The organism is Luteimonas rhizosphaericola (assembly GCF_029888045.1).
Lineage (GTDB): Bacteria > Pseudomonadota > Gammaproteobacteria > Xanthomonadales > Xanthomonadaceae > Luteimonas > Luteimonas rhizosphaericola.
The window spans coordinates 544,186-569,867 of record NZ_JARXRN010000025.1 but is presented as its reverse complement, the minus strand read 5'-3'; the positions used below and the strand labels follow the sequence as shown (position 1 = coordinate 569,867).

The 25,682-nt window shown below is 71.4% G+C and carries 23 protein-coding genes; 17 read left to right on the top strand and 6 right to left on the bottom strand.

Annotation, left to right across the window (positions count from 1 at the left end; all coding sequences use genetic code 11):
* Positions 1–16 precede the first annotated feature (16 nt).
* Entirely contained in the window at positions 17–406 is a 390-nt protein-coding gene (locus QFW80_RS11770) for a gamma-glutamylcyclotransferase family protein (RefSeq protein WP_280602151.1), read from the top strand.
* A 162-nt stretch (positions 407–568) separates the two neighbouring features.
* Positions 569–781: a hypothetical protein gene (locus QFW80_RS11765; protein ID WP_280602150.1), complete on the top strand. Its 213-nt coding sequence runs from the start codon at positions 569–571 to the stop codon at positions 779–781.
* Between the two features lie 90 nt (positions 782–871).
* Here the strand turns inward: QFW80_RS11765 and QFW80_RS11760 are convergent, their stop codons facing one another.
* Positions 872–1,855, bottom strand: a complete 984-nt coding sequence (locus QFW80_RS11760) for a LysR family transcriptional regulator (protein ID WP_280602149.1) — start codon at positions 1,853–1,855, stop codon at positions 872–874.
* Between the two features lie 219 nt (positions 1,856–2,074).
* Between QFW80_RS11760 and cobA the strand changes: the two genes are divergently transcribed.
* From cobA to QFW80_RS11720, 8 genes are all read left to right on the top strand, one after another.
* Positions 2,075–3,625: a uroporphyrinogen-III C-methyltransferase gene (cobA, locus tag QFW80_RS11755; RefSeq protein ID WP_280602148.1), complete on the top strand. Its 1,551-nt coding sequence runs from the start codon at positions 2,075–2,077 to the stop codon at positions 3,623–3,625.
* 30 nt (positions 3,626–3,655) lie between these two features.
* Entirely contained in the window at positions 3,656–4,633 is a 978-nt protein-coding gene (cysK, locus tag QFW80_RS11750; RefSeq protein WP_280602147.1) for a cysteine synthase A, read from the top strand.
* Positions 4,634–4,659: 26 nt separating this feature from the next.
* Positions 4,660–4,857 carry a YezD family protein gene (locus QFW80_RS11745; RefSeq protein WP_280602146.1) on the top strand — a complete coding sequence of 66 codons (198 nt, stop codon included), beginning with the start codon at positions 4,660–4,662 and terminating at the stop codon, positions 4,855–4,857.
* 92 nt (positions 4,858–4,949) lie between these two features.
* Positions 4,950–6,434 (top strand): OprO/OprP family phosphate-selective porin, encoded by a 1,485-nt coding sequence (locus QFW80_RS11740; RefSeq protein WP_280602145.1) that lies wholly within the window; start codon positions 4,950–4,952, stop codon positions 6,432–6,434.
* Between the two features lie 30 nt (positions 6,435–6,464).
* Positions 6,465–7,481 carry a sulfate ABC transporter substrate-binding protein gene (locus QFW80_RS11735; RefSeq protein ID WP_280602144.1) on the top strand — a complete coding sequence of 339 codons (1,017 nt, stop codon included), beginning with the start codon at positions 6,465–6,467 and terminating at the stop codon, positions 7,479–7,481.
* A 143-nt stretch (positions 7,482–7,624) separates the two neighbouring features.
* Positions 7,625–8,488 carry a sulfate ABC transporter permease subunit CysT gene (gene cysT / locus QFW80_RS11730; RefSeq protein ID WP_280602143.1) on the top strand — a complete coding sequence of 288 codons (864 nt, stop codon included), beginning with the start codon at positions 7,625–7,627 and terminating at the stop codon, positions 8,486–8,488.
* A complete protein-coding gene (gene cysW, locus QFW80_RS11725) occupies positions 8,481–9,338 on the top strand; it encodes a sulfate ABC transporter permease subunit CysW (RefSeq protein ID WP_280602142.1) in 858 nt (285 codons plus the stop codon). Before cysT ends, cysW begins: the two co-directional genes overlap by 8 nt.
* A gap of 271 nt (positions 9,339–9,609) precedes the next feature.
* Positions 9,610–10,653, top strand: a complete 1,044-nt coding sequence (locus QFW80_RS11720; protein ID WP_280602228.1) for a sulfate/molybdate ABC transporter ATP-binding protein — start codon at positions 9,610–9,612, stop codon at positions 10,651–10,653.
* On the opposite strand, the gene QFW80_RS11715 is transcribed toward QFW80_RS11720, so the two are convergent.
* A complete protein-coding gene (locus QFW80_RS11715) occupies positions 10,632–12,044 on the bottom strand; it encodes an FAD/NAD(P)-binding protein (protein WP_280602141.1) in 1,413 nt (470 codons plus the stop codon). The genes QFW80_RS11720 and QFW80_RS11715 overlap by 22 nt on opposite strands.
* A 301-nt stretch (positions 12,045–12,345) precedes the next feature.
* Positions 12,346–13,752 carry a mannose-1-phosphate guanylyltransferase/mannose-6-phosphate isomerase gene (locus tag QFW80_RS11710; RefSeq protein ID WP_280602140.1) on the bottom strand — a complete coding sequence of 469 codons (1,407 nt, stop codon included), beginning with the start codon at positions 13,750–13,752 and terminating at the stop codon, positions 12,346–12,348.
* A 70-nt stretch (positions 13,753–13,822) separates the two neighbouring features.
* Between QFW80_RS11710 and QFW80_RS11705 the strand changes: the two genes are divergently transcribed.
* The 4 genes from QFW80_RS11705 (at position 13,823) to QFW80_RS11690 (ending at position 19,802) form a co-directional block, all read left to right on the top strand.
* On the top strand, positions 13,823–14,839 hold the full coding sequence (locus QFW80_RS11705) for an aminoglycoside phosphotransferase family protein (RefSeq protein ID WP_280602139.1): 1,017 nt from the start codon (positions 13,823–13,825) through the stop codon (positions 14,837–14,839).
* Positions 14,836–15,564: an N-acetylmuramate alpha-1-phosphate uridylyltransferase MurU gene (gene murU / locus QFW80_RS11700; RefSeq protein ID WP_280602138.1), complete on the top strand. Its 729-nt coding sequence runs from the start codon at positions 14,836–14,838 to the stop codon at positions 15,562–15,564. Before QFW80_RS11705 ends, murU begins: the two co-directional genes overlap by 4 nt.
* A gap of 123 nt (positions 15,565–15,687) precedes the next feature.
* Positions 15,688–17,445, top strand: a complete 1,758-nt coding sequence (locus QFW80_RS11695) for a cytochrome P450 (RefSeq protein ID WP_280602137.1) — start codon at positions 15,688–15,690, stop codon at positions 17,443–17,445.
* A gap of 155 nt (positions 17,446–17,600) precedes the next feature.
* Positions 17,601–19,802: a heparinase II/III domain-containing protein gene (locus tag QFW80_RS11690; RefSeq protein ID WP_280602136.1), complete on the top strand. Its 2,202-nt coding sequence runs from the start codon at positions 17,601–17,603 to the stop codon at positions 19,800–19,802.
* 53 nt (positions 19,803–19,855) lie between these two features.
* Here the strand turns inward: QFW80_RS11690 and hda are convergent, their stop codons facing one another.
* The 3 genes from hda to QFW80_RS11675 are packed head-to-tail and all read right to left on the bottom strand — an operon-like array spanning position 19,856 to position 22,861.
* Positions 19,856–20,566, bottom strand: coding sequence for a DnaA regulatory inactivator Hda (hda, locus tag QFW80_RS11685; RefSeq protein WP_280602135.1), 711 nt, complete (start codon positions 20,564–20,566; stop codon positions 19,856–19,858).
* A gap of 5 nt (positions 20,567–20,571) precedes the next feature.
* A complete protein-coding gene (locus tag QFW80_RS11680; RefSeq protein ID WP_280602134.1) occupies positions 20,572–21,762 on the bottom strand; it encodes an AI-2E family transporter in 1,191 nt (396 codons plus the stop codon).
* A gap of 19 nt (positions 21,763–21,781) precedes the next feature.
* Positions 21,782–22,861 carry a DUF2066 domain-containing protein gene (locus QFW80_RS11675; RefSeq protein WP_280602133.1) on the bottom strand — a complete coding sequence of 360 codons (1,080 nt, stop codon included), beginning with the start codon at positions 22,859–22,861 and terminating at the stop codon, positions 21,782–21,784.
* Positions 22,862–23,029: 168 nt separating this feature from the next.
* Here QFW80_RS11675 and purM point away from each other — a divergent pair, with 168 nt between their 5' ends.
* From purM to QFW80_RS11660, 3 genes are all read left to right on the top strand, one after another.
* The gene (gene purM / locus QFW80_RS11670) at positions 23,030–24,085 is read left to right on the top strand and encodes a phosphoribosylformylglycinamidine cyclo-ligase (protein WP_280602132.1); all 1,056 of its coding nucleotides are present in this window, start codon (positions 23,030–23,032) and stop codon (positions 24,083–24,085) included.
* An 81-nt stretch (positions 24,086–24,166) separates the two neighbouring features.
* Complete coding sequence (purN, locus tag QFW80_RS11665) at positions 24,167–24,841, top strand: phosphoribosylglycinamide formyltransferase (protein ID WP_280602131.1); 675 nt, start codon at positions 24,167–24,169, stop codon at positions 24,839–24,841.
* Between the two features lie 10 nt (positions 24,842–24,851).
* Positions 24,852–25,682 (top strand): DUF3108 domain-containing protein, encoded by an 831-nt coding sequence (locus QFW80_RS11660; protein WP_280602130.1) that lies wholly within the window; start codon positions 24,852–24,854, stop codon positions 25,680–25,682.

The window sequence follows — 25,682 nt, the reverse complement described above, 5'->3', positions numbered from 1 at the left end:
GCGATACGCTTCGCGCATGGACCACCTCTTCCTCTACGGCACGCTGATGCGCGGCGAGCCGGCGCACGCGCGGTTCGCGCTGTCGACGCGCGCCCGCTTCATCGACGACGCCTGGATTCCCGGACGGCTGCTCGATCTCGGCGGATACCCGGGCCTGGTGGCGGGCGATGGCGTGGTCGAAGGCGAACTGCACCGCCTCCTCGACCCGACCCTGCTCGCCGAACTCGACCGCTACGAGGAATGTGGTCCCGACGCCGGCGCGCGCGCCGAGTACGTGCGCGAGCGCGTGGCCGTCCCCGGACACGGCGCGCCTGCCTGGGTGTACCGCTATCGCGGCGCGTTCGACCGCAGCCGGCTGCTCCCGGACACACGCTGGGGCGCCTCGGCGGACGGTCGCGCCCGCTGATGCGGTCCGGCCGCGTCGCAGGCGTTCCGGACCGGATGCTGCTGTCGCGTCGTAAGGTCCGCAGCGTGCGTCCGCATCGGTTAACGCACGCGTCGTGAATTCTTCACGTGCGCCTTCCGCCGCGGCGCTAGCGTGGCGCGCAGCCTACGAGGAGGCCCGCACATGACCCAGATCCTCTACGCCCAGGACGAGGCCGGCAACCGCCACAAGGTGATCCAGCGGCTCGAATCGCCCCACGACGGCGACGGCCACGACGACCATGGCGCCGCGCGCCTGGTGTACACGCTCGACGACGGCAGCCCGGTGCGCCGGGTCGATAACGATACCTTCCAGATCGTCGGCAGCGGCGCCTACATCACGGCCATCAGCGACTGAGGCGCCGGCGTCCCGGGCGCCGCGCCCGACCGCTTCGACACGCTCGCTCCGCGCGCGGGAACGGGGCGCGGCCGCCTCAGAGCGAGCGCGTCAGAGCGAGATCGACTGGCTCAGCGCCTGCCACGATGGCGGCGTCGGCCAGTCAGCCGCCTGGTTGCCCTCCAGCACGCGGCGCAGGTCGCGCCGGTCGAGCTGCGGGGCGACGCCGTGCAGCAGCGCCAGCGCGTACTCGCGCAGCACGCGCCCGCGCGGCACCACGGCCCAGGTGATGCAGTCGGGAATCTGCTCCGGCGCCGGCAGGATGCGCAGGTCCTCGTCCTCGCGCGGACCCACCGCCATCTCCGCCAGCAGGCCGGCACCGAGGCCGGCGCGCACGTAGGTCTTGATCAGGTTCGCGTCGCGCGCGGTCATCGCGATCTGCGGCTCCACCCCGGCAGCGGCGAAGGCACGGCGCATGGACGAGTCGGCGCGGGTCGAGGACTCGTAGCTGATCAGCGGGTGCTTCGCCAGTTCCGCCAGCGTAGGCGCACGCTGCAGTTCGGCCAGCGGATGCGCCGCCGGCACCAGCAGCACCCGTCGCCAGCCGTACAGCGGCACCGCCAGCCCGCCGGACGGCGTGCCGCCTGCGGTGCTGATCAGCGCCAGGTCGGCGCCGTCGTGCAGCAGCTGCAGCACCTCGGCATCGCTGGCGGCCTGCAGGTCCACGTCGACGCGCGGGAATTCGCGCCGGATCGCGGCGATCACCGGCGGCAGCACGTAGCGCGCCTGGGTGTGGGTGGTGGCCAGCAGCAGCCGCCCGCTGTACTCGCCGCGCTCGTTGGCGGCGTAGCTGCGGATGTTCGCGGCCTCGGCCAGGATCCGCCGCGCATGCTCGATCACGCGCTCGCCTGCGGGAGCGATTCCCTCCAGGCTGCGACCCTTGCGCACGAACAGCTGGAAGCCGAGTTCGTCCTCCAGCTGCTTGAGCTGCTTGGACAGGCCCGGCTGGGTGGCGTGCACGCGCTCGGCCGCGAGCGTGATGTTGAGCCCGGAGTCGGCGATCGCGACGAGGTAGCGCAGCTGGGTGAGGGTCATCCGGGAACCGTCCGCGCGGCACCGGTTTCGGCCGCAACTTCATCCTTCCATCCTGATTGAAGGATGGATCGCAGGATCATAGCCACGGCACCCGCCCCTGTCCACGCGGCGCCTCGGGCCGCTTATGCCGTTGCGGCATAAGCGAAGCACCCGTCGCCATTTCCACCCGCTCCCCGGCAATCGCTAGCGTCGCGTTCCGACACCCCGACCTGCGTCCCGATGCCCGACCCCTCCGCCAGCGCCCGGCTGTTCCCGCTTTTCGCCGACCTACGCGGCCGCGCCGTGCTGGTGGTGGGCGGCGGCGCGGTGGCGGCGCGCAAGGTCCAAGCGCTGCTGGGCACCGGGGCACGGATCGTGGTCGGCGCGCCGGTGCTGTCGCCGCCGCTGCAGGCACTGGCTGCGGACGGCCGCATCGAACACCGCCCCGGGGAATTCGCGCCCGACTGGCTCGACGCGGCCTGGCTGGCGATCGCGGCCACCGACGATCCCGCCGTCAATCGCGCCGTCGCCGAGGCCGGCGACGCGCAGCGGGTGTGGGTGAACGTGGTCGACGACGTGGAGCTGGCCCGCGTGCAGCTGCCGGCGCGGGTCGAGCGCGGCCCGCTGCAGATCGCGATCTCCAGCGGCGGCGGCGCGCCGATGCTGGCGCGCCTGGTACGCGAGGAACTGGAAACCCGGTTCGACGATTCCTTCGGCGCGCTCGCCGAACTGCTGGCGCGCAACCGCGAGCGCTTCCGCCTGCGCTGGCCGGACCCGATGGCGCGTCGGCGCGTGTTCGAAGGCCTGCTGGCCGGCCCGCTGCAGGGCCTGCTGCGGCGCCGGCGGCACATCGAGGCCGGGCGGCTGCTGGAGGGCGTGCTCTCGGCAGGAGCCGGCGCCCGGGACACGCCCCCGTCCGCCCATCGGCCGACGGCGCGCGCCGCGGACGGCGGCGGCGACGGCGTGGTGGGCGAGGCCACTGTGCAGCCGCCCACGCAGGCCACGCCCCTGCGCGGCCACGTCGCCCTGGTCGGCGCCGGCCCGGGCGATGCCGGCCTGCTCACCCTGCGCGCGCTGCGGCTGCTCAACGAGGCCGACGTGATCCTGCACGACCGTCTGGTCGGCCCCGCCGTGCTGCAGCTCGCCCGCCGCGATGCCGAGCGCATCGAGGTCGGCAAGCGCGGCGGCGGCCAGGCCACGCCGCAGGCCGAGATCAACGCCCTGCTGGTCGAGCACGCCGCGGCCGGCCGGCGCGTGGTGCGCCTGAAGGGCGGCGACCCGTTCGTGTTCGGACGCGGCGGCGAGGAACTCGAGGCGCTGCGCGCGGCCGGCATCGACTACGAGGTGGTGCCCGGCATCACCGCGGCCGCGGCCTGCGCCGCGTACGCCGGCATCCCGCTCACCCATCGCGACCACGCCCAGTCGGTGCGCCTGGTCACCGCCCACGGCAAGGACTCGCTCGACACCCTGGACTGGCCCGCGCTGGCCCAGGAACGCCAGACCCTCGCGTTCTACATGGGTGTGGCGCGGCTGGACGTGGTCCAGGGGCAGCTGCTGGCCCACGGCCGCGCGCCCGACACGCCGTTCGCGATCGTCGAGAACGGCACCCGCCCGGAACAGCGGGTCGTCACCGGCCGGCTAACCGATTTGTCACACCTGGCGCAGCGGCACGCCGTACAGTCGCCGGCGCTGCTGATCGTCGGCGAGGTCGCCGCCCTGGCCGACGCGCTGCACTGGTTCGGCGACGCGCCGCTCGGCGCGGACCCCGCGCCGCTCGCCGACGCCGCCTGACCTTCCCCTTCCAGACCAGAGGCATCGATCATGGCCATCTACGACAGCATCCTCGACACCATCGGCAACACCCCGGTCGTCAGGCTGCACCGGCTCGCACCGGAGCACGTGACGCTGTACGTGAAGGCCGAAGCGTTCAACCCCGGCGGCTCGGTGAAGGACCGCCTGGCGCTGGCGATCGTGCTCGATGCCGAGAAGCGCGGCGCGCTCAAGCCCGGCGACACCATCGTCGAGGCGACCAGCGGCAATACCGGCGTGGCGCTGGCGCAGGTCGCCGCCGCACGCGGCTACAAGTTCGTCGCGGTGATGGTGGAGACGTTCTCGATCGAGCGGCGCAAGCTGATGCGCGCCTATGGCGCCAAGGTGATCCTCACCCCGGCCGCCGAGCGCGGCAGCGGCATGGTGAAGAAGGCCAGGGAGCTGGCCGAACGCCACGGCTGGTTCCTGGCCTCGCAGTTCGCCAATCCGGCGAACCCCGCCTACCACCGCCAGACCACCGCGGCCGAAGTGCTGCGCGACTTCGCCGGCCGGCGGCTGGACTATTTCGTCAGCGGCTGGGGCACCGGCGGCACGCTCACCGGCGTGGGCGAGGTGCTGAAGGTCGCGCGCCCTGAAACGAAGATCATCGCCACCGAACCGGCCGGCGCTTCGCTGCTGGGCGGCAAGGAATGGGCGCCGCACAAGGTCCAGGGCTGGACCCCGGACTTCCTGCCCGAGGTGCTCAACCGCAACGTGCACGACGAACTGGTGCTGGTGAGCGACGACGAGTCGATCGACACCGCGCGCCGGCTGGCCACGGAGGAAGGCGTGTTCACCGGCATCTCCGCCGGCGGCACCGTGGCCGCCGCGCTGAAGGTCGCCGCGCAGGCGCCCGAGGGCTCGGTGCTGCTGGCGATGCTGCCCGACACCGGCGAGCGCTACTTCTCCACGCCGCTGTTCGCCCACCTGCTGGAAGGCTCGGACGACGAGTGGCTGGCGGGCCTGGAGGGCGCGCGCGACGCGGCCTGAGCCTTCTCCCCTACGGGATCGCCCCCATGAGCCCGCTTCCCGTTCCCGATCCTGCTCCCCCGTCGGCGCTTCCCGGCGCCGACGCCGCCGTGCCCCTCAGCGACGCCGAACGCGCGGTGCTCGACGCGGTCCGCGACCTGGCCTACGGGCAGGTCGAGGTGGTCGTGCATTCGTCGCGGATCGTGCAGATCACGCGCAGCCAGAAAGTGCGGCTCGGCGACTGAACGCCGGTGCCGCAGGTGCCATCCAACCATCCCTTCCACGGTGCCGACCGGACGACCGGAGGCGCTTCCCGAGCGACACACGAGGAAACGCCATGCGATCGTCACGCCATCTCCGACCCCAAACTTCTCCCGCTTCGATCCGACGCAGCGCACTTGCGCTGACGCTCGCGCTGCTGTCCACGCCGGTCGTCGCGCAGACAGCCGCGCCGACGCCCGAGGAGATCGCCGAGCGCCTGCGCATCGTCGAGCGCCGGCTGGGCATCACGCCCGACAATGCCTCCGTGCGCAACGACCTCGCCGAACTGGACCGGCGCCTGCGCGCCGTCGAGCTCGGCCTCGACGAGCGCGATCGCCAGGCCAGCGTGGCGGTCGCGCCCGCGCCGCCGGCCCCAGCCGCCAAGCCAGGCCCCGAGGTCACGCTGTCCGCGGACAAGGGGGCCTCGATCCGGAGCGCCGACGGCCAGGTCCAGCTCAAGCTGGGCGTGCTGGCGCAGGCCGACCACCGCGTGTTCATCGACAACGATCCTGCGGCACAGAACGACACGTTCCTGTGGCGCCGGATCCGCCCGACGCTGGAGGGCAGCTGGGGCGATCTGGTGGGCTTCCGCCTCACCCCGGAATTCGCCGGCGACAGCGCGTCGATCGTCGATGCCTACGTGGACCTCAAGTTCAGCCCGGCGGCCACGGTGCGCGTCGGCAAGGTGAAGGGGCCGATCGGGCTCGAGCGGCTGCAGAGCGGCGGTGCGATCGCGCTGGTCGAACGCGGCTTCCCGACCGAGCTGGCGCCCAACCGCGACATCGGCGTGCAGCTGCAGGGCGCGCTGGCCGGAGCGAAGGTCACCTATGTCGCCGGTGTGTACAACGGCGCCGCGGATGGCCGCGACAGTCCCACCAGCAATCCCGACGATGACTTCGAGTTCGCCGGGCGCCTGTTCTTCGAACCCTGGAAAGGCGGCGATGGCGCGCTGTCGGGCCTGGGCTTCGGCATCGCCGCCAGCACCGGCGACAAGGCGGGCAGCGGCAACAACGTCCTGCCGCGCTACCGCACGCCGGGTCAGGCGACGTTCTTCAGCTACGGGGCCAGCGTCATCGCCGATGGCGAGCACCGCCGCTGGTCGCCCCAGGCGTACTGGTATGCGGGGACGGTCGGCCTGCTCGGTGAGTACATCCGCTCTGAACAGACGGTATTCGATACCGCCACCGCGACCCGCGCGTCGCTCGACCACAGCGCGTGGCAACTCACGGGCAGCTGGGTGCTGACTGGCGAGGCGGCCAGCTATCGCGGCGTGAAGCCCGACCAGCCGTTCGCGCCAGGCGACGGCGGCTGGGGAGCGTTCGAACTGGTGGCACGCTATGGCCGGCTGCAGATCGACGACGACGACGCGTTCCCGCTGTTTGCCGATCCCGCCGCCGCGGCCTCGGAAGCGACGGCGTGGACGCTCGGCCTGAACTGGTACCTGACCGGCAACCTGAAGCTCGTCGCCAACTACGCCCGGGCGGACTTCGACGGCGGTGCCGTCGGCGGCGACCGCCAGGACGAAAAGACGTTCTTCACGCGTGCGCAAGTCGCCTTCTGACATATCCCCACTTCGAACAGGCAGACCATCATGCATCCCATTGCCAGACACGCCCTCGGGGCCCTGATCCTCTCGCTGGCGACGCTCGCCGGCACCGCGTCGGCGCAGTCGGTCGAACTGCTCAACGTGTCCTACGATCCCACCCGCGAACTGTATGCGGAGTTCAACACCGCGTTCGCGAACAAGTGGAAGGCCGACACCGGCCAGACGCTCACCGTGCGCATGTCGCACGGCGGTTCCGGCAAGCAGGCACGCTCGGTGATCGACGGGCTGGAGGCCGACGTGGTGACGCTCGCGCTGTCCGGCGACATCGACGCGATCACCGAGAACACCGACCTGATCGCGAAGGGCTGGCAGGCGCGCCTGCCCAACAACAGCTCGCCCTACACCTCCACCATCGTGTTCCTGGTGCGCAAGGGCAACCCGAAGCAGATCCGCGACTGGGGCGACCTGGCCAGGCCCGGCATCGGCGTGATCACGCCCAATCCGAAGACCTCGGGCGGAGCGCGCTGGAACTACCTTGCCGCGTGGGCATGGGCCTCGCGCGAGTACCGCAAGGGCCCGCAGGTGGTCGACTACCTGGGCAAGGTGTTCCGCAACGTGCCGGTGCTCGACACCGGCGCGCGCGGCTCGACCACCACCTTCGTCGAGCGCGGGATCGGCGACGTGCTGCTGGCCTGGGAGAACGAGGCGCTGCTGACCCTGGCCGACCCGTCGGTCCGCGACAGGTTCGAGATCGTGTTCCCGAGCCTGAGCATCAAGGCCGAGCCGCCGGTCGCGGTGGTGGACGGCAACGTGGCGAGGAAGGGCACGCAAAAGGTCGCCGAAGCCTACCTGCAGTACCTCTACTCGCCCGAGGGCCAGCGCCTGGCCGCGAAGCACCACTATCGCCCCTCGCGCCCGGACACGGTGCCAGCGGCGGCCATCGCCCACTTCAAGCCGATTCCGCTGGTGACGATCGACGACGCGTTCGGCGGCTGGGCCCGGGCGCAGCAGCTTCACTTCGCCGACGGCGGGTTCTTCGACCAGATCTACAAGCCGCGCTGAGTCCGCGACCGGCGCGTGGGTGGCGCCACGATCGGCAGCGGGACTTCCCCGCTGCCGATCGCGCGTCCCGCCCCGCCCGACCGGCGACGTGACCGCACACCGATCCTCCAACCCGATCCTCTCCAGAGCCTGCCTGCCACCCGATGAGCACACTCGCCCTTCCCCTGCCGCGACCGCGCTGGCGTCGGCCCCTGCCGGGCTTCGGGCTCAGCCTCGGCCTGGGCATGGCCTGGCTGGGCGTCGTCGTGCTGCTGCCGCTGACGGCGCTGACCGTGCGCGCCGCCGGGCTCGGCCTCGACGGCTGGCTGCAGGTGCTGCGCGACGAGCGCGTACTGGCGGCGCTGAAGGTCAGCTTCGGCACCGCGTTCGTCGCCGCGGTGATCGCGCTGCTGGCCGGCGCGCTGGTGGCTTGGGTGCTGGTGCGGTACCGCTTTCCCGGCCGGCGCCTGCTCGACGCGCTGGTCGACCTGCCCTTCGCGCTGCCGACGGCCGTGGCCGGGATCGCGCTGACCGCGATCTACGCGCCCAACGGCTGGATCGGCCGGTTCCTCGAGCCGCTCGGCATCCAGGTCGCGTACCAGCTGGCCGGCATCGTGATCGCGCTGGTGTTCATCGGCCTGCCCTTCACCGTGCGCACGGTGCAGCCGATCCTCGAATCGCTCGGCGCCGACCAGGAACAGGCGGCGGCCTCGCTCGGCGCCTCGCGCTTCACCGCGCTGCGCCGGGTGGTGCTGCCGGAGGTGCTGCCTGCGCTGCTCACCGGCTTCTCGCTGGCGTTCGCGCGCGGGCTGGGCGAGTACGGCTCGGTGATCTTCATCGCCGGCAACAAGCCCTACCAGACCGAGATCGCGCCGCTGCTGATCACCATCCGGCTGGAGGAATACGACTACAACGGCGCGGTCGGCCTGGCGGCGGTGATGCTGGCGGCCTCGTTCCTGTGCCTGCTGGCGATCAACCTGATCCCGCTGCTGTTCCGCCACGAGCGCAGGAGCCGCCGCGATGGTTGACCACACCCCCGACGCGGCGCTGCAAACGCCCGCCTGGCTGCGCCGCACGCTGATCGGCGGCGCGGTGGCGGTGATGGGTCTGCTGGTGGTCCTGCCGCTGCTGATCGTGCTGGTCTCGGCCTTCGGCGAGGGCTTTTCCACCTGGTGGGCGGCGCTGACCACGCCCGACGCGCTTTCGGCGCTCAACCTGACCCTGCTCACCGCCGCGATCGTGATCCCCGTGAACGCGATCTTCGGCCTGTTCGCGGCCTGGGCGCTGGTGCGCTTCGAGTTCCGCGGCAAACGCGCGCTGCTGGCGCTGGTGGACCTGCCGTTCGCGGTCTCGCCGGTGGTCGCGGGTCTGTGCCTGGTGCTGCTGTTCGGCTCGCAGGGCTGGTTCGCGGAATTCCTGCGCGAACACGAGATCAAGATCCTGTTCGCGCGCCCGGGCATCGTGCTGGCGACGCTGTTCATCACCTTCCCGTTCGTGGTGCGCGAACTGGTGCCGCTGATGCAGCAGCAGGGCAGCGAGGAGGAGGTGGTGGCGCGCTCGCTGGGCGCTAACGCCTGGACGATGTTCTTCCGCGTCACCCTGCCCAACATCAAGTGGGGCCTGCTGTATGGCGTGCTGCTGTGCGGCGCCCGCGCGATGGGCGAGTTCGGCGCGGTGTCGGTGGTCTCGGGCCACATCCGCGGCCTGACCAACACCCTGCCGCTGCACATCGAGATCCTCTACAACGAGTTCGACAGCACCGCCGCGTTCGCGGTGTCGTCGCTGCTCGCGGGACTGGCGCTGGTGACGCTGGTGTTGAAGTTCTGGCTGGAGGCCGCGCATGCCGACGGCCTCGCCCAGTCGCACCGCAGGCACTGAGGCCCCGCCCCATGCCGCTGCTGCCATGCCCGTTCCGACACCCCGCCGTTCCGCCGCGCGCACGGTACGGCCGCCGCCGCCCGGCGCCCATCCCGTTCCGATCCATGCCCTCGCCTTGGAGCCACCCGCCATGCTGCTGATCCAGGACAGCCCCACGCCCGCCCGCCGCCCGCCCGCGCCCGGCGTCGACACCGTGGGCCATACCGATGCCGCGGCCTCCGGTCCGCAGGAAATCGGCGATGATCGGCCGATGCGTGCGGACGGACATGGCGTGGACCTGCGGATCGAAGGCGTCGGCAAGCGCTACGGCTCGACCGCCGCGCTGGACCACGTCGACCTGCACATCGGCTCGGGCGAGCTCGTCGCGCTGCTGGGCCCGTCGGGTTCGGGCAAGACCACGCTGCTGCGCGTGATCGCGGGCCTGCTGCCGGCCGACGCGGGGCGGGTGCTGTTCGGCGACACCGACGCCACCCGGCTCAGCCTGCGCGAGCGCAACGTCGGCTTCGTGTTCCAGCAGTACGCCCTGTTCCGGCACATGACCGTGGCCGAGAACATCGCCTTCGGGCTGCGCAGCCGCCCGCGGTCGCGGCGCCCGGATCGCGCCACGATCCGCCGCCGCGTCGACGAACTGCTGGCGCTGATCCAGCTGCCCGAGCATGGCGACCGCTACCCCGAGCAGCTCTCGGGCGGCCAGAAGCAGCGCGTCGCGCTGGCGCGCGCGCTGGCGATCGACCCGACCGTGCTGCTGCTCGACGAGCCCTTCGGCGCGCTCGATGCCAAGGTGCGGGTCGAACTGCGCCGCTGGCTGCGCCGCCTGCACGACCAGACCGGCCAGACCACGGTGTTCGTCACCCACGACCAGGACGAGGCGCTGGAACTCGCCGACCGCGTGGTGGTGCTGCGCGACGGGCGCATCGAGCAGGTGGGCACGCCGCGCGAGATCTACGACGCGCCGGCGTCGGCCTACGTGTTCGACTTCATCGGCCGCGCCAGCGTGCTCGAAGGCACCGTCGCGGGGGGCCGGTTCTCCCCGCCGGGGCAGCCGGGCGATTTCGATGCCACCGGCGTGGCCGACGGGCCGGCGCGCCTGTACCTGCGGCCGCACGATGCGGCCATCGGCGCGCCCGGCGAGGGCCTGGACGCCACCGTGTCCGCGGTGCACACGCGCGCCGAGCGCATCGTGGTGGAACTGGCAGTTGCCGGCCAGCCGGGCGCGTTCGAGGCCGACCTGGTCGCGACGCCGGGGATCATCGTACCCAGTAGCGGTGCGGCCGTCGGCCTGCGTCCGCTGCGCTATCGCGTGTTCTCCACCTGAGCCGCGAGCGGCCAGCGCACCGGGCTGGCCGCTCCGCCGGACGCCTCGGGATCGCGGGCCAGCAGTCTCGGCGCCAACGCCTGTGCCGCGTCGCGCAGTTCGGGAATCGCGGTGATTTCCCACAGCCGGCCGCGCAGCAGCGGGCCCAGGCAGTACAGCCCCGGCACGGTGCGCCCGGCGCGATCGATCACCTGGAGCTGCGGGTCCACCTCGACGCCGAACCCCAACGGATCGGCGCGGATCTGTCCGGCCTCGCGCAGATGCGTCACCAGCGGATGCGTGGTGCGCTCGATGTCCGTATCCAGCCCGGTCGCGCGGACCATCACGTCGAAACGCGCGACCTGCGCATGCGCCCGGCCGCGGCCGCGCATCACGACTTCGATGCCGCCCTCGACCACGCCGGCGCGCAGCAGGCGGGCCGCGCGCACCTCCAGCTGCCCGCTCTGCAGCAGGCCGTCCAGTTCCGTCGCCACCTGCGGCGCCAGCCGGTGCCGGAACGTCTCCCAGTGGGTGCGCAGGTGGCGGGCGAAGCGCGCCCGCTGCACCGGCGACAGCGCCTGCCAGAAGGCCTGGGTGTGCGGGCGCAGGGCATCGACCAGCGCGCGCCAGTCCGCGACGGCGGGCGCGAGCGACCGCAGCGCCGACACCAGCGCATGCAGGTCGCCGGCGCGCAGGGCGTAGAGCACGCGGGGCGGCAGCGACAGCGCGTCCGAGGGCTGCGGCAGGTGCGAACGCGGCAGCAGTCCACGCCGCGAGATCGCGACGATCTGCCCGCGATGCTGCCGCCGCCGCAGGCTCACCACCACGTCGGCCATCGTCAGGCCGGTGCCGACCAGCAGCACGCGTGCATCGGCCGGAATGCGGTCGAGCGCGTCTTCGTACCAGGGCCAGCCGATGTAGCGCTCGCTGCGCGCCAGGCGGGGCCCGACGCCCGCCAGCCGCTGCGGCGGAAGCGCGCCCGGGGCCAGGACCACCCGTTCGCTGCGGAACTGGCTGCCGTCGGCGAGATGGATATCGAACCCGTCCAGCACGCGTTCGACGGCAATCACTTCCTGGTCGATGCAGGTCAGATTGCTCGACTGTTCCACCGCCTCCTTGAGCCGCTCGCGCAGGTACTCGCCGTACGCGATGCGCGGCATGAAGCCGTCGCGCCCGCGTTCGCCCAGGCTGAGCCAGTCGGCGAAGTCGCCGGTGTGCCCGGGATCGATGCCCAGGTGCCGCGCGCGTACGTTGAGCAGGTGCTCCTGCCGCGCCTCGCCGTAGGCCACGCCACTGCCGAACGTGGCGGGCGTGCCGACCAGGCACACCTGCGGCGCATCGTCGCGCGGTGAGGCGAGCAGGCTCGCCAGCGTGGTGCCGCTGAAACCCGCCCCGATGATGGTGATGCGCATGCCCCGCCCCTCGCCTGGAATGCGAGTGTTCTAGCAGCGGCCGCGGGTGCGTTTGCAAGCGTTCGGTTAAGCCCCGGTGGTGCGATCGCCACGCACTCCGCACATCGGGGTGCAACGCGATGAAACCCATTGATGCGACAGGGGCGCGGCGACGCACAGTCGCCTACATGACCGACGCGCATAAGCAGATTCCATCCGATGCGCAGCGGGCGATACGCGTACGCTGAACGCACACGCGATGTCCGGGGGGCACCGTGTCCGCGCAGCGCCGGGGACGACACCACGGTCGGCGTGCTTGCGGTCAGGAACGCCCGTACACGTCCTCGTAGCGGACGATGTCGTCCTCGCCGAGGTAGCTGCCCGACTGCACCTCGATCAGTTCGAGCATTTCGCTGCCGGGGTTCTCCAGCCGGTGGCGTGCGCCCAGCGGAATGTAGGTCGACTGGTTGGCGTGCAGTTCGAACACGTCGTTGTCGCGGGTGACGCGCGCGGTGCCGCGCACCACGATCCAGTGTTCGGCGCGGTGCTTGTGCGACTGCAGCGACAGCCGCGCGCCGGGCTTGACCTTGATCCGCTTGACCTGGAAGCAGCCGTCCTCCTGGTCGATCGAGTCGTAGCTGCCCCAGGGCCGGTGCACCTCGCGGTGCAGCACGGCATGGCTGCGCTGGCCGGCCTTGAGCTGGGCCACCACGTCCTTGACCTGCTGCACCCGGTCCTTGCGCGCCACCAGCACCGCGTCGTCGGTTTCCACCACCACCAGGTCGTCCACGCCCACCAGCGCCACCAGCCGGCGCGAGTAGGCGTAGCTGTTGCGCGAGTCGACCGCGATGACGTCGCCGTGGCGGGCGTTGCCCTCGCCGTCCTGCTCGCTCACGTCCCAAAGCGCCGACCACGAGCCGACGTCGTTCCAGCCGATGTCGACCGGCAGCACCTTCGCGTCGGCGGTCTTCTCCATCACCGCGTAGTCGATCGAGTCCGACGGGCTGGCGGCGAAGGCGTCGCGCTCGAGGCGGATGAAGTCGCCGTCGCGCTGGGCACCGTCGAACGCCTGGCGCACCGCGGCGAGGATGTCGGGGCGGAAGCGCTCCAGCTCGGCCAGGTAGCGCGAGGCGCGGAACAGGAACATGCCGCTGTTCCAGTAGTAGCCGCCGGCGTCGAGGTAGCCCTGCGCGGTGGCGGCATCGGGCTTCTCGACGAAGCGCAGCACGTTGCGCACGCCCTCTCCCGCATCGGCCTGGATGTAGCCGAAGCCGGTTTCCGCCGCCGTCGGCACGATGCCGAAGGTCACCAGCGCGCCGGCCTCGGCCGCGGGCGTCGCGGCCTGTACCGCGGCGCGGAAGCCGTCGGGGTCGCGCACCACGTGGTCGGACGGCAGCACCAGCAGCAGCGGATCGCCGCCGTCGGCCTGGGCCTGCAGCGCCGCGGCCGCGATCGCCGGCGCGGTGTTGCGGCCGACCGGTTCGAGGACGATGCGCGCATGCTCCACGCCCACGAGGCGCAGCTGTTCGGCGGCGAGGAAGCGGTGCTCCTCGTTGGCGACCACGATCGGCGCGGCCGACGCCAGCGGCGCGGCCCGGCGCCAGGTGTCCTGCAGCATCGTCTCCTCGCCGGCCAGCGGCAGGAACTGCTTCGGGTACGCCTCGCGCGAGAGCGGCCACAGCCGGGTACCGGAGCCGCCGGACAACAGGACAGGTTGCAGCTGGGTCATTTCATGTCTCGCCCGGAATTGCGCGGCAGTTTACCCTTTGCCCGCCCGGCATCCGCCGGCGGGAGCGTTCATGGTTCAGCCCACCGATCCGCAGTTCCGCGACCAGCAGCGCCTGCAGTGGATACGCAGCGCGCTGTCCGAGCCGGCCACCGGCCTGGAGCGCGCGTCGTTCGACGCAGACTTCCGCAGCTACTGGCGCACCACCGGGCGCACGCCCAGCCTGGTGCTGATGGATGCGCCGCCGGAGCTGATGGACGTGCGGCCGTGGCTGTCGGTGCGCCAGCTGCTCGAGGACGGCGGCCTGCGCGTACCGCAGGTGGTCGCGCAGGACCTGGCGCAGGGGTTCCTGCTGCTCGAGGACCTGGGCGTTCACACCTACCTGCACGTGATCGACGCCGGCAATGCCGACGCGCTGTTCGACACCGCGCTCGAACGCCTGGTGCGGCTGCAGTCGATCCCGGTGCCCGAGGGCCTGCCCGCCTACGACCGCGCGCTGCTGCTGCGCGAGCTGCGCCTGTTCGACGAATGGTTCCTCGGCACGCACCTGGGGCTGGCGCTGGACGCGGCCGAACGCGATGCGCTGATGCAGGTGTACATAGTGCTGGTCGAGGCTGCGCTGGCGCAGCCGCAGGTGCTGGTGCACCGCGACTACATGCCGCGCAACCTGATGCCCTGCGGCGACGAGGTGGCGATCCTCGACTTCCAGGATGCGGTGCGCGGCCCGATCGGGTACGACCCGGCCTGCCTGTTCAAGGACGCGTTCGTCAGCTGGCCGGAAGAGCGCGTCGCCGCATGGCAGGCGCGCTACCACGCGCTGGCGCTGGCGGCCGGGCTGCCGGTGCCCCCGCTGGAGACGTTCCGCCGCGACCTCGACCTGATCGGCGTGCACCGTCATCTGAAGGTGCTGGGCATCTTCTCGCGCCTGAAGCACCGCGACGGCAAGCCGAAGTACGTGGCCGACGCGCCGCGCTTCGTCGCCTATCTCGAAGCCGTGCTGCCCCGGCACCCGGAACTGCAGCCGCTCGCCGCGCTGATCGCGACGCGCGTGCGTCCGGCGATGCGCGCCATGGAGACGGTCGACGCATGAAGGCACTGATCTTCGCCGCCGGGCTCGGCGAGCGCATGCGCCCGCTCACCGACGCCACGCCCAAACCGCTGCTGCGCGTCGGCGGCCGGCCGCTGATCGCCTGGCACCTCGACAAGCTCGCCGCGCTCGGCGTGGACGAAGTGGTCATCAACACCGCGTGGCTGGCCGAACAGTTCCCGGCCACGCTCGGCGTGGGCCGCGCGTTCGGCCTGCGCATCAGCTACTCGCACGAGGGCGCCACCCCGCTGGAGACCGGCGGCGGCCTGTGGCATGCGCGCGAGCTGCTGGGCGATGCGCCCTTCATCGCGGTCAACGGCGACATCTGGACCGACTACGACTTCGCGCGCCTGCCGCGCGAACCGGCTGGCGACGCGCACCTGGTGCTGGTGGACAATCCCGCCCACCACCCGCGCGGGGATTTCGTGCTCGACGCAGACGGCGCCGTGCACGACGGCGACGGCGATACGCCGCGGCTGACCTTCTCCGGGATCGGCGTGTATCGCCCCGGACTGCTGCGCGACTGGCGCACGGTGTTCAGCGACGCCCCCGGCGCACGCGAAGTCCCGCCGCGCTTTCCGCTGGCGCCGCTGCTGCGCGCGGCGATGAAGCGCGACGCGGTCACCGGCGAGCGCCACGGCGGCGCCTGGACCGACGTCGGCACGCCGCAGCGCCTGGCCGAGCTGGACCGCGCGCTCGACCGCGGCGCGGCCGCCGGGGCACACTAGCCGCGCCGCGGGCATCCTGTCCGCGGTCGCCGTCGGGCCTGCGGCCCGTCGCACGGCACCCACATCGGTCGCGCGGGACGCAGCTGCGTCCCGTCCCCCCGGGACCACCGGCTGGAGAGACGGATGACGACCGCGTCACCGGTTGCGCTTGTTCGCGCGTCGGCCCTGGCCGACGACACGCCGCTGGCGGTCGACGCCGACGGCGTGCCGCTGGTGGTCGTGCGCCACGCCGGCACGGTGTCGGTGTTCGACGGGCGCTGCCCGCACCAGGGCAACCTGCTGGCCGATGGTGAGGTGGTCGACGGGCAGCTGGTCTGCGCAGCCCACGGCTGGCGATTCGACTGCCTCAGCGGCCGGCGCGCGGGCGATCCGCGCACCTGCCTGCACCGGTTCGATGCGCAGCTGGTCGACGGCGAGGTCGCGATCGACGCCCACGAGCTGGCGGCCTTCCGCGCCGGGCAGGCGGAACGCGACGCGCGCGCGGTGCGCCCGTTCCGCTCGCTGCCCGGTCCGCGCGGGCTGCCGCTGCTGGGCAACCTGTTCCAGCTGCGCGAGACCGACCAGCACCTGGTGATGGAGGACTGGGCCGACCGGTACGGCCCGATGTACCGGATCCGGCTGGGCCACTACCGGATCCTGATGGTGGCCGATCCGCAGCTGGTGGAAGAGGCGTTCAAGCGCCGGCCCGACACCTTCCGGCGCATGAGCACGGTGGAAGGCATCGCGCGCGGGCTCAAGGCCGCCGGCGTGTTCACCGCCGAGGGCGACGAATGGCGGCGCCAGCGCAAGGTGGTGGTGCAGGCGCTCACCCACGGCCACCTCAAGCACTTCTTCCCCACCATGATGCGCATCGTCGGGCGCCTGCAGCGGCGCTGGGAACAGGCCGCCGACACGGGCCAGGAGATCGACCTGCTCGACGACCTCACCCGCTTCACGATCGATGTCACCTCCACGTTCGCCTTCGGCCAGGACCTCAACACCATCGAGGGCCACGAGGGCGCGCTGGAGCAGCAGATCGGCGAGATCCCGAAGGCGCTGTCGCGGCGCGTGACCGCGCTGCTGCCGTACTGGAACTACGTGACGCTGCCGGCCGACCGTGCCCTGGAGCGGGCCCTGGTCGGGATCCATGACACCCTCGGCCGCCTGATCACCGATGCGCGCGCGCGACTGGCGGCCGACCCCGCGCTCGCGACGCGGCCGGGCAACTACATCGAGGCGCTGGTGGCGCAATCCGGCGATGCAGGCTTCAGCGACGCGGACGTGACGGGCAACGTGATGACGCTGATGCTGGCGGGCGAGGAAACCACCGCCCGCGCGCTGGCCTGGCTGATCCACTTCATGTGCGAACGCGGGGACCTGCGCGACACCCTGCGCACCGAGGCCGATGCCGTGCTCGGCGACGACGCGCTGCTGCAGGACTTCGCGGCGCATCCGCGCCTGGTGCGCACCGAGGCCGCGGCGCTGGAGGCGATGCGGCTCAAGCCAGCCGCTCCGGTGCTGCGGCTGGAAGCGCTGCACGACACCGTGCTCGGCGACGTCGAGGTGCCGGCGCGCACCCCGGTGTTCCTGCTCACGCGCCACGCCACGATCCGCGCCCAGGCCGAGACCGGCGCCGCCGCGTTCGACCTCGATCGCTGGATCCGGCCCGACGGCTCCGCACTCGACGCCGCCGCGGCCAAGGCCTTCTTCCCCTTCGGCGCCGGTCCACGCTTCTGTCCGGGGCGCTTCCTCGCGCTGCTGGAGATCAAGGCGGTGGTCTCGATGCTGTGCCGCAACTTCGAACTCGAGCGCGCGGGCCAGGGGCCGGTCGAGGAAAAGCTGGTCTTCACCATGCGCCCGGACAACCTGGTGATCCGTCTGCGCCGGCGCGCGCCAGTCTAGCGGCGCCGACCCATGCGAAGCCGGGACGCGACACCGCCCGCGAAGCGGGACCGCCTAGGCACGGGCGAATCCAGTCGCGGACCGCCTGTCCCCTGCCCCTCGTCCTCTGTCCTTCAATGTAGCCAGTCAAGATCACGCGCCCGGGTAGCATCGGCATGGCGCCACGCCACCGTGACGACGATGGTGTCGCGCATGCAGCAGGCGAGCATGCGGCCAGGCTGACCTCGGAACGCCATTCCTGCATGATTCGCGCGAGCCGGCAGTGCAAGCCACCGGAATATGCCGACCGGCAGGTCTCGCATCGGCAATCACCCACCATGGAAGACAAGATGTCCAGAGTCCCTAGGCGGCCCCTCGCTGCGATTGGCGCCCTGTTGCTTTGCCTGACCTCCACTCATGTGACCTGGGCCAAATCCATCCGGGACTATCACGGCTGGTTCGGACCGGGCGGCAAGGCCGCCCAGTTCAGCTCGACCATTCACGGCAAGCCACATGCATTGGAGGATGCGGCGGATTATCTGATGAGCGACGCGGGATACGAGCGCCAGCTGAAGCAGGCACTTCGCAAGCTTTCGCCGCGGCCGTCGGTCACCGGCCACTGGTGTGAGCTGGACGAGGATAAAGGAGAGTTCCGCTATCACGGCAGGAACATCTTCCGCCCCCTGTCGATGGCGGCCGACTGGCGAGTGTGGGAAGGAGCGGATCGCAACACACGATGGCGCCACCACGGTTTCGGGCTGGCGGGCTGTTATGTGAAGATCCTCGAAGAGGACCGACCTCGGGGGGCAAGACTTCTTCGCTCACTGATCAAAGACTGGTATCGGGCGAACGCGGTGGTTGCGCCCCCGGACCCCGAGTTTTCCTGGGGTGACCATTCCACGCCGATCAGACTTAGACAAACGATCGCCATCTACCTCCTGCTGAGGAAGCACGGACTCGCCGACCGTGAGTTCACGCTCGACGTCTTGCGACTGGTCAACTCGCATACGCGCATCCTGCTGGAGGACCCCGATATCCGGATGCGGCGCAGCAATCACGCCGTGGATCAGGCCTACGCGATTTTCCTGTCCGGAGCTGTCTTCCCCTTCATCGACTATTCGCTCGATCCACTGTCCGAGGCCCAGACCCGTGCGGTCTTCGAAGCCAATCACCTGGTTGCGCGCGACGGTGTCCAGACGGAGAACTCGCCCGAGTACCATCGCTGGGTCCCGACACGAACGTTCGCACTTCTCGAGGGACTGGCGCGGTTCCAGGAGACCCCGGTTCCGCCGGGAATGAAGCGGAGAATGACGGGCGCGACTTGGTTTGCCGCCTGGATCACGCGCCCTGACGGGACGCTTCCGCAGATTGGGGACACCGGCCGCGTTCCGCAGACATTTCGCGCGCCGAAGTCGGTTCCCAAGGCCGCACGCGAGGCTCTAGCGTATGTCAAGTCCAACGGCCGCGAAGGCCGGGCCCCGGAGGGGGATACGCGGATATTCGCAACATCCGGGTACCTGATCCACCGTGATCGCTGGTCGCCGGGCCTTGAATCGGACGACCTGCACATGGTGTTCAAGTGCGGCTTTCTGTCCTCCGGTCATCGCCACGACGACGACGGCAACCTCGTGCTGTATTCCCACGGTGAGGACTGGCTCATCGATGCAGGCCTGTTCGGCTACGAAAAAACAAGGCCGGAACGCGAATATGTGAGAAGTCCGCTGGCCCACAACGTCAGCGTGCCGCTCGGAATGGGTACCACCCGCAGCACCGGCACTCCCAGGTTCAAGCAGAACCGGAAGCAATGGGGACTTTTCCCCGACCGGTTGGGCATGCGAGCCCGCTGCCGCAGCTTCATGTACGTCGATGCCGAGTACATCCGGGACTTCGAGCTGGTGCCCGGCACCGGCGTCACCCTACAGGACAAGTTCGATGGGCTGTCGGGCGATGCACAGGTGATGACGATCTTCCGCTTTCCGCCCGACAAGCGGATCGAAATCGGTTCCAGGGAAGCGTCTATACGGATCTGCAGCACCGCAGCAGAAGAGCTTTGCATGAGCATCGGCTACGAACATTCCGCCATCGCGGACGTCGAGGTGAGCCGCGGCGAGGACCGGCATGGATTCTCGTTCAGGACCACGGATTACCTCAAAACCGAGGATGTGCAGACCGTCCGCCTGATATGGAGGAAGGCTGGGGAATCACCGTCGTTCCGAATCGCGTTTCCGGTACGGGATCCAGTAGTGGAGAGCCCTCCCACCTCGACGCCAGCCGTCCCGGGTTACGTCGGATGGATCGCGACGTTGCTGGCAATCATCGGCGCCATCGCGATCGTGGTCGGAAGTTATCGCCGGCGCCGGCAAAGCTCCGCTGCATGATTCAACCTCCGTCCCCCCAGTTCTGCTGGTCTTCGGACCGGGGACGAATGGGTTCAGCTTGGCGTCGTCGTTTCCAGCACCTGGCGCAGGAACGGCACGGTGATGCGCCGCTGCGCGGCCAGCGAGGCGGCATCGAGGCGGTCCAGCAGCGCAGCCAGGCCGCCGAGGTCGCGACCGGCGCGGCGCAGCAGCCAGTCGATCGCCGCCGCGTCGATCTGCAGCCCGCGCCGCTGCGCGCGCAGGCGCAGCACTTCGCCGCGGCCCGCATCGTCGAGCCGGTCGAGCGTCACCCGGGTGCACTGGGACAGGCGCGAGCGCAGGTCCGGCAGCCGCAGCGGCAGCGCATCCGGCGCGGCGTGCGCGGTGTACAGCAGCCGGCGGCCGCCGTCGTGCATGCGGTTGTGGAAGTCGAACAGCGCCAGCTCGTCGTCGGCATCGCCGGCCACCGCCTCGAGGCCGTCCAGCGCCACCAGGTCGAAGGCGTGCAGCGACTCGAGCGCCGCCCGCAGGCGGCCGGCGGCGCTGGCGAGCGGCAGGTAGCCGGCGCGCTGCCCCGCGCCGTCGGCCTCGGCGCAGACCGCGAGCGCGAGATGGGTCTTGCCGGTACCCGCCGGCCCGGCGAGCAGCAGCATGCGGGCGGGATCGCCGCCATGCGCGAACGCGCGCAGCTGCGCCACGCGCGCGGCATCGCCGGCGAAGGTGTCCAGGCGCTGGTCCGGCGGGTAGCGCAACGCCAGCGGCAGTTGCGGCGAAGGCGACGGCATCGGCGTCAGGGCTTGTCGCCGCGTTCGGTGGCCTCGCCGATGTCGTCGTCGAGCACGATCACGCCGCCGTGCTGGCGCTCGATCACGATCTTCGGGCCTTCGCCCGCGTACAGCCGGCTCTGGGTATAGCGCTCGTGGGCGAAGCGCAGCAGCACGTTGCCCACCGCGGCCACCGGCAGCGCGATCAACATGCCGACGAAGCCGAACAGCTGGCCGCCGGCCATGATCGCGAAGATCACCGCCACCGGATGCAGGCCGATGCGGTCGCCGACGATGCGCGGGGTGAGGATGTAGCTCTCGATCAGCTGGCCGACGGTGAACACCACGCCCACCAGGATCAGCAGCTTGAGGTCGAAGCCCTGGGCCTGCACCAGCGCCGCGAGCACCGCCAGGACGATGCCGGTGGTCGCGCCGAGATAGGGCACGAAACTGATCAGCCCGGCCACGATCCCGATCAGCAGGCCCAGCTTGAGCCCGCCGATCGTGAGGCCGAGGGCATAGATCGCGCCCAGCGCCAGCATCACGATGAACTGGCCGCGCAGGAACGCGCCAAGGACGTCGTCGGATTCCTTCGCCAGCCGCGTGACGGTGCCGATGTGGTCGCGCGGGATCATCGCCGCGGCGCGCTCGACCAGCAGGTCCCAGTCGCGCAGGAAATAGAACGTCAGGATCGGCACCAGCACGAGGTTGATGACCCAGGTCAGGAATGCGAAACCGGAGCTGGACAGGTAGCCGAACACCGTCGCCGCGACACCGCCCGCCTGCTCCCAGTGCGCGCGGGCCAGTTCGATCAGCCGTTGCGGGTCGAGCCAGGTGGTGATCTCGATCCCGGTCCGCGCCTCCACCCACGGCAGCGCCGTGCCCATGAACCACTCGCGGTATTCGGGCAGGGCCTCGACCAGGGTGACCACCTGGCGTTCGACCATAGGCACCAGGATCAGCACCACCAGCACCAGCAGCATCACCATCAGCACGAACACCAGCGTGACCGCCACCGGCCGCGACCGGCCGGAACGTTCCAGGCGGTCAACCAGCGGGTCGCCGAGCCAGCCCAGCAGAGCGGCCAGCACGAACGGCGTCAGGATCGGCCCGAGCAGTGCCAACAGCCACAGCGCGGCGAACGCGACCAGCCCCCACTGCAGCCGCTTCAGGAAACGGGCGAGGTCGGCGTTCGCGGCGACGGGCGTGGGATCCATGGGGCGTGGCTCGATGTGCTCAGCGCAGCAGGTAGACCGGGACGAGGGCGTCCTCGCCCTCCATTTCCAGCAGCACGCCATCGTCGGCCATGCGGCGGAAGCCTGCCAGGCCGGTCAGCAGGTCGAGTTCGACCTCCAGCCGGTCCGGCATGGCGCGCTGCGGACGGATCGCGCGCACCACCGACATGCGCTGCAGCGCGGCGGACAGGCGCAGGTAGTCCGCGCCCGTGCGCACGCCGGTGAAGACCATGCGCTGCGCGACCGGGTCGGCGGGCGCGGTGGCCTTGGCATACCGCTTGATCAGCGCGTCGGCACCGCCGTCGGCGCCGGTCGCCAGGGTGCGCCGCGCATCGGCGCCTTCCTCGGACCAGCGCGAGAGCACGCGGCCGTTGTCGACGAAGATCCAGTCGGCCTTCCAGCCGGCGCCATCGCGGTAGAGCTTGCCGATCAGCTGCATCGGCGGCTGGTAGCGGGCGGACAGGCGCGCGATCGCGCCGGTGTCGCCGCGCCAGATCGCGCCCACCGCGGCCTGTTCGGCGGCGCTGCCCGTGGGCAGCCCGAGCCGGTAGCCGCGCTGGACCGCGCGCTCGAGCAGCGGCCGCGCCACGGTGTTGTGCTGCAGGCCGACCAGGCGCGGGCCCTTGCCGTCGTCGATCGCCAGCCACACCACCGGCTTGGGCCGCGGCTGCGGCCACACCGGCAGGCCGAGCGCCGCAGCCACCGAATCCACCTGGGCGGGGTCGAAGCGCACCACCAGCATGGTCCGGAACGTCGGTGCGCCCGAGGGCCCGACGCTCTCGTCCTGGCGGTAGTCGTAGCCCTCGACGTAATCGCCGGCGCGGCGCAACTCCTGGCCGACGCCGGGGCGGTTGGCGATCGACCGGTCGCCCGACAGCTTGGCCAGCACCTGCGCCAGCGCTCGCGCGATCCCGGTCTCGCGTTCGGACTCGGACTGGTTGCGCACCTGCACCTCGGCCTCGTACATGCCCTCGCCGGACGCGCGGTCGCCCTCGACCCGCTGCGCGAGCGCGGGCGCGGCCGCCAGCAGCAGCGCCAGCGTCCAGGCCAGGGCCCGGGAGAAGTGTGCAAACGATCGCATCCGATGTCCTTGTGCAGCGGCAAACCGTGGCGAAATGGTGCCACAAAGCCCCAGGCCCCAGTCTGACGCGGCGCGCGTGACGGACGTGACCGCATCCCTCCACCGGCCGCCCGGTGGCTGCGCGGCCGGCTGCTAGAATCGCGGGCCGACCGGCCCCTGCGAGCATCCGTGACCACCCCGCCCCCCGGCCCGCCCGGCCTGACCTACCGCGATGCCGGCGTCGACATCGACGCGGGCAACGAAGTCGTCGAACGCATCAAGCCGCTGGTGGCGCGCAGCCGGCGCCCGGAAGTGATGGGCGGCTTGGGCGGCTTCGGCGCCCTGTTCGACCTGTCCGGCAAGTATCGCGAGCCGGTGCTCGTCTCCGGCACCGACGGCGTGGGCACCAAGCTCAAGCTGGCCCAGCAGCTCGGCCGCCACGACACCATCGGCATCGACCTGGTCGCCATGTGCGTGAACGACGTGCTGGTGCAGGGCGCCGAGCCGCTGTTCTTCCTCGACTATTTCGCCACCGGCAGGCTCGACGTCGACACGACCGTGGCCGTGGTCGGCGGCATCGCCAAGGGCTGCGAGCTGTCGGGCTGCGCGCTGATCGGCGGCGAGACCGCCGAGATGCCCGACATGTACCCGCCCGGCGAGTACGACCTGGCGGGCTTCTGCGTGGCCGCGGTGGAGAAATCCGAACTGCGCGACGGTGCCGCGGTGCGCGCCGGCGACGTGCTGGTCGGCATCGCGTCGAGCGGCCCGCATTCGAACGGCTACTCGCTGATCCGGCGCATCTACGACCGTGCCGGCCACCCCGGCGGGCTCGACGTCGGCGGCGTGCTGTTGGGCGACGCGCTGATGGCGCCGACGCGGCTGTACGTCAAGCCGGTGCTGGAACTGCTGCGCGGCAGCCACGGGCCCGCGATCCACGGCATGGCCCACATCACCGGCGGCGGCCTGACCGAGAACATCATCCGCGTGGTGCCCGACGGCCTGGGGCTGGAGATCGACGCGTCGGCGTGGCCGCTGCCGCCGGTGTTCGACTGGCTGCAGCGCGAGGGCAACGTGGCGCGCGAGGAGATGTGGCGCACCTTCAACTGCGGGATCGGCTTCGTGCTGGTGGTCGATCGCGACGCGGTGTCCGCGCTGGGCGGCGAGCTGGCGCGACTGGGGCTGGCCCACTGGCGCATCGGCCAGGTCGTCGCCGCGGGCGACGACGGGCGCGTGCGCATCGGCTGAGCCGCGTGGCGATGGCCTGCGTCCCCGGGATGCCGGCGCGCGCCGGCGTGCCGCGACCGCTGCGCGCCTGAGGCCGCCGTCGTGTCGCCCCCCGCGCATCCGCCGCTGCGCCTGGCCGTGCTCGCCTCGGGCCGCGGCAGCAACCTGCAGGCGATCCTGGACGCGATCGCGTCGCGGCGGCTGCACGCCGAGGTGACCGGCGTGTTTTCCGACCGGGCGGCCGCGCCGGCACTGCAGCGCGCGCGCGACGCCGGGATCCCGGCCGGATCGCTGTCGCCGCGCGCCTTCGACACCCGCGCCGCCTTCGACCACGCCCTGTTCGCGGCCGTCGACGCTTCGGCCCCGGACCTGATCGTCTGCGCCGGCTACATGCGGCTGCTGGACGCGGCCACCCTCGCGCCGCGCATCGGCCGCGTGATCAACATCCATCCCTCGCTGCTGCCGGCGTTCAAGGGCCTGCACACGCATCGCCAGGCGCTGGCAGCGGGCGCGGCCGAACACGGCGCCAGCCTGCACTTCGTCACCGCGGAACTGGACGGCGGCCCCGTCATCGCGCAGGTCCGGGTGCCGGTGGACGCCGACGACGACGAAGCCCGACTGGCGGCGCGCGTGCTGGCGCGCGAGCACCCGCTGCTCATCGCCACCCTGCGCCTGTTCGCCGACCGCCGGATCGCGCTGCGTGAAGACGGCGTTCACGTCGATGGACGCGCGCTGACCGCGCCGCTTCAGCTGTCGTGCAACGACGCGTTCGCATGATGTGCGGCTTATGCGCCCCGCCGTCCCCCTGATCGCCGCCTGCGTCCTCGCCACCGCCGCCCTGGTGGCGACGATGCCGCGCGCATCGGCCCAGGACGCGCCGGCCCCCAATGCAGCGACCGAGGCCACGACGCCGGACCAGGCGACGTCCCCATCCGCGAATGCGGGCATGGACGAACCGCGCACGCTGCAACCCTTCGTCGCCAGCTACGAAGCCTGGTACGAAGGCAGGCACGCGGGCACGGCCACCATGCAGGTGGTGCGCGACGATGCCGCCTCGCGCTGGCGCGTGGACCTGGGCGTGCGCGGCGATCGCGGCTTTGCCGGCATCGTCAACCTCAACATCGAGCAGAGCACGGTGTTCGACGTCGCCGGCGAGGTCTACCGCCCGCTGTCGCAGGCGACCACGCGCAAGGCGGCGCTGTTCTTCAACCGCCGCACCACCGGCACCTACGACTGGCGCGCCAATACCGCGCGCTGGACCGGCGACGTGAGCAAGGAGCGCCGCGTTCCGGTCCCGATCGAGCACGGCGACATGAGCGGGCTGCTGATCAACCTGGCGGTGATCCGCGACGCCCAGCCCGGCGCCACGCTGCAGTACCGGTTGGTCGACAACGGTCGCGCCCGCGACTACCACTACCAGGTGTCGGCCGAACCCGAGTCGGTCACCGTGGCGGAGCTGAGCTACCGCGCGCTGAAGGTGGAGCGCACCAACGGCGGCAACGACGAGATGATCCTGTGGGTCGCGGACGGCGTGCCGACGCCGGTGCGGATCCTGCAGCGAGAGGACGGCGAGGATGCCGTCGACCTGCGCCTGGTCGAGTACCGGGCGGCGCCATGA